At 61.4% G+C, this 9,194-nt stretch carries 8 protein-coding genes; 3 read left to right on the forward strand and 5 right to left on the reverse strand.

Annotation, left to right across the window (positions count from 1 at the left end):
- Positions 1 to 176: 176 nt before the first annotated feature.
- The 5 genes from fabB to HX855_RS32355 all read right to left on the reverse strand — a co-directional run bounded on the left by fabB (position 177) and on the right by HX855_RS32355 (position 7,136).
- The gene (gene fabB, locus HX855_RS32335; RefSeq protein ID WP_177091492.1) at positions 177 to 1,397 is read right to left on the reverse strand and encodes a beta-ketoacyl-ACP synthase I; all 1,221 of its coding nucleotides are present in this window, start codon (positions 1,395 to 1,397) and stop codon (positions 177 to 179) included.
- A gap of 11 nt (positions 1,398 to 1,408) precedes the next feature.
- Entirely contained in the window at positions 1,409 to 1,924 is a 516-nt protein-coding gene (gene fabA / locus HX855_RS32340) for a 3-hydroxyacyl-[acyl-carrier-protein] dehydratase FabA (protein WP_003210552.1), read from the reverse strand.
- A gap of 247 nt (positions 1,925 to 2,171) precedes the next feature.
- Positions 2,172 to 4,073, reverse strand: coding sequence for an ATP-binding protein (locus tag HX855_RS32345; protein ID WP_177091490.1), 1,902 nt, complete (start codon positions 4,071 to 4,073; stop codon positions 2,172 to 2,174).
- Positions 4,070 to 5,002: an ABC transporter substrate-binding protein gene (locus tag HX855_RS32350; RefSeq protein ID WP_177091488.1), complete on the reverse strand. Its 933-nt coding sequence runs from the start codon at positions 5,000 to 5,002 to the stop codon at positions 4,070 to 4,072. Before HX855_RS32350 ends, HX855_RS32345 begins: the two co-directional genes overlap by 4 nt.
- A gap of 1 nt (position 5,003) precedes the next feature.
- Positions 5,004 to 7,136 carry a TonB-dependent receptor domain-containing protein gene (locus HX855_RS32355; protein WP_177091486.1) on the reverse strand — a complete coding sequence of 711 codons (2,133 nt, stop codon included), beginning with the start codon at positions 7,134 to 7,136 and terminating at the stop codon, positions 5,004 to 5,006.
- 195 nt (positions 7,137 to 7,331) lie between these two features.
- Here HX855_RS32355 and HX855_RS32360 point away from each other — a divergent pair, with 195 nt between their 5' ends.
- Genes HX855_RS32360 through sixA form a run of 3 tightly spaced genes read left to right on the forward strand, consistent with a single transcriptional unit; the run spans position 7,332 to position 9,161 of the window.
- A complete protein-coding gene (locus HX855_RS32360; protein ID WP_177091484.1) occupies positions 7,332 to 8,357 on the forward strand; it encodes an NAD(P)H-dependent glycerol-3-phosphate dehydrogenase in 1,026 nt (341 codons plus the stop codon).
- A gap of 10 nt (positions 8,358 to 8,367) precedes the next feature.
- Entirely contained in the window at positions 8,368 to 8,715 is a 348-nt protein-coding gene (locus HX855_RS32365; RefSeq protein ID WP_177091482.1) for a DUF4389 domain-containing protein, read from the forward strand.
- Positions 8,712 to 9,161: a phosphohistidine phosphatase SixA gene (sixA, locus tag HX855_RS32370; protein WP_177091480.1), complete on the forward strand. Its 450-nt coding sequence runs from the start codon at positions 8,712 to 8,714 to the stop codon at positions 9,159 to 9,161. Before HX855_RS32365 ends, sixA begins: the two co-directional genes overlap by 4 nt.
- Positions 9,162 to 9,194 lie beyond the last annotated feature (33 nt).

The raw sequence follows: 9,194 nt of genomic DNA on the forward strand, positions 1-9,194 counted from the left end.
AGTGGTGGGGCAAGAGCCTTTTGGTTACTTTTGGGCTCTTTCCAAAAGTGACCCGCTGTAAGAGCGGAACCAATAGTCGCCATCACCCAAATAACGGATATACACCCCATTCACGAGGCGCAAAAAAAAACGCCCCGAACCAGTCGGGGCGTTTTCAGATGATCAAGCTGCAGGCCTTACTTACCCTGCCAGCGTTTCAGCACCAAGGTAGCGTTAGTGCCACCAAAGCCAAAGCTGTTGCTCATCACGGTGTTGATGGTGGCGTCTTCACGGGTCTTGGTCAGGATCGGCATGTCAGCCACTTCCGGGTCCAGTTCCTCGATGTTGGCAGAACCTGCCATGAAGTTGCCTTCCATCATCAGCAGGCAGTAGATCGCTTCATGAACGCCAGCAGCGCCCAGGGAGTGGCCCGACAGGCTCTTGGTAGAGCTGATCGCCGGAGCCTTGTCGCCGAATACCGCACGCACACCTTCCATTTCCTTGGAGTCGCCGACCGGAGTCGAAGTGCCGTGGGTGTTCAGGTAGTCGATCGGGGTATCAACGGTGGACATTGCCATCTGCATGCAGCGGATGGCGCCTTCGCCGCTTGGCGCAACCATGTCGTAGCCGTCGGACGTCGCGCCGTAGCCGACGATTTCCGCGTAGATCTTCGCACCACGGGCCAGGGCGTGTTCCAGCTCCTCGACCACCACCATGCCGCCACCGCCGGCGATGACGAAACCGTCACGCTTGGCATCGTAGGCACGGGAAGCTTTTTCCGGGGTTTCGTTGTACTGGGTCGACAGAGCACCCATGGCGTCGAACAGGAACGACTGGCTCCAATGTTCTTCTTCACCGCCACCGGCAAACACGATGTCTTGCTTGCCCAACTGGATCTGCTCTACCGCAGTACCGATGCAGTGAGCACTGGTGGCGCAAGCGGAGGAGATCGAGTAGTTCACACCCTTGATCTTGAACGGCGTGGCCAGGCAGGCGGAAACGGTGCTGCCCATGGTCCGCGTGACGCGGTACGGGCCGACACGCTTGACGCCTTTCTCGCGCAGGATGTCCAGCGCTTCCATCTGGTTCAAGGTCGACGCGCCACCGGAACCGGCGATCAGGCCGGTTCGCACGTTGGACACCTGGTCTTCGCTCAGGCCGGAATCGGTGATCGCGTCCTTCATGGCCAGGTAGGCGTAAGCGGCTGCGTGGCCGACGAAGCGATAGATCTTGCGATCGATCAGCTCTTCGAGGGGCAGGTCGATGGAGCCGGAAACCTGGCTACGCAGACCCATTTCGGCATATTCCGGGTTGAAGCGGATGCCAGGGCGACTTGCACGCAGGTTAGCGGAGACGGTCTCTTTGTCATTGCCCAGGCACGAAACGATGCCCAGACCAGTGATAACGACGCGGCGCATGCGGATAACCCTTAAAAGTTGTCAGTGGAAGTGAATACGCCGACCCGAAGGCCTTCGGCAGTATAAATCTCGCGACCGTCGACAGTCACCGAACCATCGGCAATGGCCAGGTTCAGCTTGCCCTTGAGGACGCGCTTGATTTGAATGTTGTAGGTGACTTTCTTGGCGGTCGGCAAGACCTGGCCAAAGAACTTCACTTCGCCCGAACCCAGGGCACGACCGCGGCCCGGCAGGCCTTGCCAGCCCAGGTAGAAGCCAACCAGCTGCCACATGGCGTCGAGGCCCAGGCAGCCCGGCATCACCGGATCGCCTTCGAAATGGCAGGCGAAAAACCACAGGTCAGGGGTGATATCCAGCTCGGCGACCAATTCACCTTTGCCGTACTTGCCACCCTCTTCGCTGATATGGGTGATGCGATCCACCATCAGCATGTTCGGGGCGGGCAGTTGCGCGTTACCTGGGCCGAACAGCTCACCGCGACTGCAGCGCAGCAGGTCTTCCCGAGTAAAGGCGTTTTGTTTGGTCATGCGAGCTCCTCAATAATCCCATGCGGCAGGGCAGGGTAAATCTTCCTGGCCGACGACGCGTTCATGCCTCATGTCGGCAGCCTACACATAGACTATTGCGTTGTAGTGAAAGTCACAGCGTCAAGGTCATGAATGTACACTTGTGCACTGAAATTATAAACCGGGCCGGTTTACGGGCCCGTTCGGGTGCCTAAGACTGCCGCACTTTCGTCTTTCACGCCAGTCGCAGTTGGCTGATGGCACCGTGTTACTGCACCCATCGCTGTAGGATTTGCTGTAAATCCGTGCGTTTGAACGGCTTTGCCAGGTAATCGTTCATTCCGGCGGCCAGGCAGGCTTCGCGGTCGCCCTGCAAGGCATTGGCGGTGAGGGCAATGATCGGCAGGTCGGCGCAACCGGGCAACTGGCGAATCTGCCGGGTGGCTTCATAGCCATCAATGCCCGGCAGCCGGCAATCCATCAGGATCGCGGTAAAAATCAGGCTCTCGGCACTGCGAATCGCTTCGGCGCCGTCGATGGCGATGCTCACCTCGAACCCCAGGCTGCGCAGCATGGCTTCGACCACGGTGCGGTTGACCGGGTTGTCTTCCACCAGCAATACGTTGCGGCCTTCGCCCGCGCTGGGATTACCTTCGGCGTTGGGTGCGGGCACCGGCAGGCTCTGCTGGTAGATCGCCAGCGGGATTTCCAGGGTGAACACCGAGCCCTGGCCTTCTTCGCTCTGGGCGCGCAGGGTGCCGCCCATGCGTTCGGCCAGGGTGCGCGCGATAGGCAAGCCCAGCCCGGTGCCGCCGTAACGTCTTGAAATGGAACTGTCGGCTTGCTGGAACGCATCGAACATCAATTCCAGGCGTTCGGTCGAAATGCCAATCCCGCTGTCCCGTACGGTGCAGGTGAACCACAGCAATTGGTGGTCCAGGGTCTGCCAGTGCGGTTCGACGGTGACGGTGCCGTGCTCGGTGAACTTGAGGGCGTTGCCGATCAGGTTCACCAGAATTTGCCGGATGCGGGTCGGGTCGCCCTGCACTTGCAGTGAGCCCAGGCCCTGCGGGATGGGCACTTCAAGCGCCAGCCCGCGTTGCTGGGCGGCATGCTGGAAGGCCTGGGCGCAGCTGCTGATCAGCTCCACCAGGTCGAACGGAATGTGTTCCAGCTCCAGGGCCGCGCGCTCAATGCGCGAGAAGTCGAGAATATCGTTGATCACCTTCAACAGGTGCTCGGTGGACTCCGAGGCCAGCGCCGCGTATTCGGTCTGCTCCTCGGTCATGTCGGTGGTTTCCAGCAATTGCAGCATGCCCAGCACGCCGTTCATCGGCGTGCGCAGTTCATGGCTCATCATTGCCAGGAAATCCGATTTGGCATTGTTCGCCCGCTCGGCTTCTTCGCGGGTCTGGATCAGTTGGGCCATGGCCTGGTGCTGTTCGCGGCTGGCCTGGTTCAAACCGTCGGCCAGGTTATTGATATGGCGCGACAGATCGCCCAATTCCGAGTCATCGACAATAGGCAGTGGCGTCTGGTAGTCACCCTGCTGAATAGCCTTGACCGCATTGCCCATGGCACTGATGGGCTGGGACAGGCTGGCGGCCAGGCGACGGGCCAGCAGGAAGGTAAACAGCAGGGCGAACAGCGCGAGAATCCCGGCCTTGAACAGGATTTCCTGCTGGCGCTGGCTGAACGCATCGTTGGACATGCCGACAATCACCCGGCCCAGGTAATCCGCGCGGGGCGCCTTGGGCTCTGCGGTGCTGTCCTGGAAGAAGTCATTGCCCAGCTGGATATGTTGCAGGCGGATCGGTGCCTGGAACACTTTCACCGACAGCGAGCGATCGTGCTTCTCCGACGGTTGCTCGACATACACCAGAATGTTTTCCGAACTGTCCTGAATCTCCAGGAAGCGCACATGTGGCGTGGCCAGGGTGGCGCGCAACAGGCTTTCGAGCACGTCGTTGTTGCCGGAAATCACCCCGTATTCGGTGGCCGGCGCCAGTTGGTTGGCGATCAATTGGCCGGTGTGGTCCAGCTCCTGGCGCAAGTCCTGGATCCGCACGAACGTAAAGAAGCTGATCAACAACAATGTCAGCAGGAGTGCCGGGCCCAGGGTGATGAGCTGGGTTCGGGTATTGATGTCCCAACGGCGACGAAAGGTCATGGGCGTTTTTCTCCTTCGGCCAGGCGGGCGGCGACGTTGGTTTCGTCCACCTGTTCGATCCCCAGTGAGCGCGCAACCTGCGGGTTGCCCACGACTTTGAAGCGTTCCGGGTACAACGAACGCGGCCAGGCGGACGGTGCATGGTCCAGTAGCCGGTCGAGCACGTTCAGCCAGTCGGCCTGATCGCTGTAGGTGCTGGCCAGGCTGCCGGCCTTGACGAACCCGGCGTTGGGCCCCACCAGTGGCAATTGCCTGGCGTAGCTGCTGAGCAGCAGGTTTTTTGCGGTTTTCGGGTTGTATAACTGAGGGTCGTCCAGCCCGAGCAGCACGTCGCTGTTCTTGAACAGGCTTTGCAGCGGCCGACTGTCATTAATGTTGTCCCAAAGCTGGGGCACGATCTCCAGGCCCATGGGCGCCGCGTACTGGCGCAGTTCGCGGAGCAGGAATTGGCTGTCGATGCCATAAAGCACGCCGATGCGCCGGGCCTGGGGCAGGATGCCGGTGATCAGGCGCAGCTGGCGGTCCAGTGGCGGGTCGCTCCACAAGAGGCTGATCTTGGGTGGCACGCTGTCACCCAGGCGCTGGCGGGCTTGCAGGCGGCTGATACGCAGCACCAGGGTCGGCGGGCCCTGGGTGTCTTGCAGGCGCCAGTCGAGGCTGGGCAGGTCCAGCAGGATCAGGCGGGTGCTGGCCGGCAAGTGCGCGGGGGCGGGGAGGTCTTTGAGCGCGCTGAATGTCACGCTGTCGTCGGGGCGCTGCCGGGCGAGGGCCTGGACGAACGCTTGTACGCCCGGGCCGTCTTCGTCGGCGGTCAGCAGGATATCCGCCGCCCAGGCGGGGGCGGCAAACAGTAAAACCCCAAGCAACACACAGCGCCGCCAGAGCCGGGCGGTATAGGAGTGGGTCATCCGTGACGAGGCGCGGTCCATGCTAGAACTCTAACTCCGCACTGAAGTAGAGCACGTGGCGTTGGTCATAGTTGTTGTCGGGCCAGGTGGTGGGCTGATTGTCGAGCCGTTGTTGCAACATGCCGGCCAGTTCCACATTGGCTTTGCCCAACGCAATGCGCTTGGCCACCCGCAGGTCGACCCGTTCGAAGCGATATTGGTTGAGTGCGTCGTCGCCATAGTAGAACACTGCGCTGGACCAGCCATGGCCCCATTCACGCATCCAGCCGGCCGAGCCGCTGTTGCGGGCGGTTTGCTGTTTGTCCAGCGGGTTGGTGGCGCTGGCGTCCACATAAGCATAGGTGACGCGAAGCCGGTCGGCGGTGCTCATGCGCCAGTCGAGCTGGGTTTCGGTGCCGGTAAAGCGCGAGCTGTTTGAGTTGCTCGCGATGTACTGGTTGTTGCGCAGGGGCTCGCTGACCATGTCGCTGATTTCGTCGTAGAACAGCTTCACGTCCACGTTCAGCCCGATGTCGGCAAAAAAGCCGTTGTAGCCCAGTTCTCGGGAGCGCATCAGCTCTTTGTCGAGGTTGCCCGGGCCACGGGTCACCACGAAGTATTGCCCCGAGTTCTGGCCGTAGGCGGGCGAGCTGAGGTTGGTGACGCGGTAGCTCCAGTTGACGTTGTTTTCGAACATGTCCGGCGAGCGAATGGCTTCGGAGTACACCGCACGCAGGCCGTGGCGCGGGTTGATCAGGTAGTTGACGGCCACCCGGGGCGTCAGCGAGTTGCCGCTCAGGTGGGTGTCTTCGTACATCGCGCCGCCCTGCAACAGCCAGTGTTCGCTGGCGCGCCATTCGAGGTGGCCGAACAGCCGCCAGGTGGTGTCGTCAATGGTGCCGTTGAAGTAGGTGTCGGAGTCGGCGCGGTCGTAGCGGTAGTTCATGCCGCTGACCAGGCGCAGGGTGTCGGACAGGCTGAGGGTGTCCTGGACCTCCAGGTCGTAGCGGTTTTCCTTGGTGCTTTGGTCGATGTTGCCGCAGACGCTCTGGTTCGCGCCGTTGCGCCATTGATCCAGCACCTGGTTGCCCAACGCTTGTTCGGCGGCGCTGCCCGGGGGAGCGGTCCCTTGGCTGTAGGTGTCCATGTGCCGGGCCAAGCGCTCGGCATAGTTGGGATTGAGCTGCCACAACTGGGTCAGCTCCGGGCTGAACGACACCTTGGCGTCGCAGGCGCGCCAGATCTGCCGGCGATCCCACTGCTGGGCCGAGCCCTGGATATACAGGCTGTGATCGGGGTTGAAGTCGAAGTTCCAGCGCAGGGAACCGGCGTAATCCTTGGCGCTGACGTCAGAATTGTCACCGCCTTCGGTAATCCCGTCGAATACCGGTTGGTAGGTATACGGGCGTTGGTTGGTGCCTTCCTTGGCGTCCAACTGCCAGTCGATGCTTTGTTGTGCATTCAGGGTCTGGCTGACGGCGAGGCTGAAGCGGCTCAGGCGGCGACTGTCGCGGCGGTCGGCGCCCACGCGGTCGCTGTCAAAACCATCGTCCTGTTGCCCGGACAGCGACAGCCGCAGGTCGCCGGTTTCCCACCCCATGCCTTGGCTGGCATACCAGTCGTTGACTCCGCGTCCACCCTGGGTGAGTTTCATGCGGGTGCCGTGGCTGTTGGCAGGCGAGCGGGTGAGGATATTGACGACGGCCATCAGTGCGTTAGCGCCGTAGCTGACGGTGTTGGGGCCGCGGAAGACTTCGATGCGGTCGATGTCTTCCAGCGCCACCGGAATATCGCTCCAGTCCACGGTCGCCAGGCCTGCCCGGTAAACCGAGCGACCGTCGATCAACACCTGCATGCGCCGGGCGTCACCGGCCTGGGTGCCGTGGTAATTCACGGCGGCCTGGTTGCCGGTGGTGTAGCCGACCATCATCCCGGGCACCAGCCGCAGCAGCTCGGGGATATCCCGCGCGCCGCTGGCCTTGATCAACTCGCTGTCGATCACCGTCATGCTGCCGGGCACGGCGGCGGCCGATTGCTTGAGCCGGGTGGCGGTCAGTACCTGCGGCAGCGGTTGGCTGTCGAGGAACAGATCGTCCGCCAGCAACGGTGCACTGCACCACGGCATGCACAACAACGTCAGGACAAGAGATGAGCGAGGAGGAGGGCCCAAAGACACGGCACGGCCTTGATAATTACGGATAGCCGCCCATGTTAACTGAGGTGGGGCCTTTTGCCAGTCGTCGCCCCCGGAATTACTTCGCACCTTTGTCGCATTTTCCGACGAGCGTTTGAATTGACGCGGGGGCTGGCCGCAGGCGGGTCGCTCCGTATAATGCGGCCATCGCCACTGCTATGGATTAACGGATTGCATATGACTGAACAGCGCCCTATTGCGGTCCTGGGAGGCGGAAGTTTTGGTACCGCCGTGGCTAATCTGCTGGCTGAAAACGGTCATCGGGTACGTCAATGGATGCGTGACCCCGAGCAAGCCGAGGCCATTCGGGTCAACCGGGAAAACCCCCGTTACCTTAAAGGCATCAAGATTCACCCGGCCGTGGAGCCGGTCACTGATTTGCTGGCAACGCTGACCGAGTGCGACCTGTGCTTCGTCGCGTTGCCGTCCAGCGCCTTGCGTTCGGTGCTGGCGCCCCATGCCGAGCGGTTGGCAGGCAAGTTACTGGTCAGCCTGACCAAGGGCATCGAAGCGCATACCTTCAAGTTGATGAGCGAAATCCTTGAAGAAATCGCCCCCGCCGCGCGCATTGGCGTGTTGTCCGGCCCCAACCTGGCGCGGGAAGTGGCTGAGCACGCACTGACCGCCACCGTGGTTGCCAGTGAAGACGAGGCACTGTGCGAACGGGTGCAGGAAGTGCTGCACGGTCGCACCTTCCGTGTGTACGCAAGCGCCGACCGCTTCGGCGTCGAACTGGGTGGGGCGTTGAAAAACGTCTACGCGATCATCGCCGGCATGGCTGTTGCGCTGGGCATGGGCGAAAACACCAAGAGCATGCTGATCACCCGCGCCTTGGCCGAGATGACGCGCTTTGCAGTCAACCAGGGCGCCAACCCGATGACCTTCCTCGGCCTGGCGGGCGTGGGCGATTTGATCGTTACCTGCTCGTCACCCAAAAGCCGCAACTACCAGGTCGGGTTTGCCCTCGGCCAGGGCTTGAGCCTGGATGACGCCGTGACCCGTTTGGGGGAAGTGGCCGAAGGCGTCAACACCCTGAAAGTGATGAAGGCCAAGGCCCAGGAAGTGGGGGTGTACATGCCGCTGGTTGCGGGTTTGCATGCGATTCTGTTTGAAGGGCGTACCTTGAACCAGGTCATCGAGTTGCTCATGCGGGCCGAGCCGAAGACCGATGTCGACTTTATTTCCACCAGTGGTTTCAACTGAGGAACGCGCGATGAACGATCCGAAAGCAGCACCCAAATATGAGTCCATTGGTTTGCGTGTCCTGTGGATGCTGGTGTTTGCCCTGGTGTGGCAAGTGGCGCAGTTTCTGCTGGGCGCCCTGGTGGTGGTGCAACTGGTTTACCGGCTGGTGTACGGGGCGCCGAACCTGGGGTTGATGAATTTTGGTGACAGCTTGAGTCAGTTTTTGGCGCAGATTGGGCGGTTTGGCAGCTTTCACAGTGATCAGAAGCCTTGGCCGTTTGCTGATTGGCCGACGCCGCGTGTGCCGGAGGGTGAGGCTGCTCACAGCGTGCCGCCGGCGCCGCATCCGGCTCGTGATGAGGAACCCAAGCTATGAAGGTGTGGGTGTTGCGTCACGGTGAGGCCGAGGGGCATGCGCGTACGGACGCCGAGCGTAATTTGACGGCGCATGGGCGCGAAGAGGTGCTGCGCAGTGCGGCGTATCTGATTGGGCAGCCGATCCGGGCGATCATCGCCAGCCCCTATGTGCGGGCGCAGCAGACGGCGCAGTTGGTGCGTGAGGCGTTGGGGTTTGAGCCGGAGATTCGGACGGTGCCCTGGTTGACGCCGGAGAGTAATCCGCTGGAGGTGCTCAAGTATCTCGACAATGACGATGATGTGTTGCTGGTTAGCCATCAGCCGTTTGTGGGGGGGCTGATCAGTTATTTGCAGCATGGGCATTTGCGGCAGCCGCAGCCTATGAGTACGGCGAGTTTGGCTGAGCTGGAGGGGGATTTTCCGTTGGCGGGGTTGATGAGTCTTTTGGGGGTTCGGAATTCTTAGGCGGGGATTGGATTTGGGTACATATCCGTTGCT

The organism is Pseudomonas sp. IPO3778 (assembly GCF_013386825.1).
In the GTDB taxonomy this organism is placed as follows: domain Bacteria; phylum Pseudomonadota; class Gammaproteobacteria; order Pseudomonadales; family Pseudomonadaceae; genus Aquipseudomonas.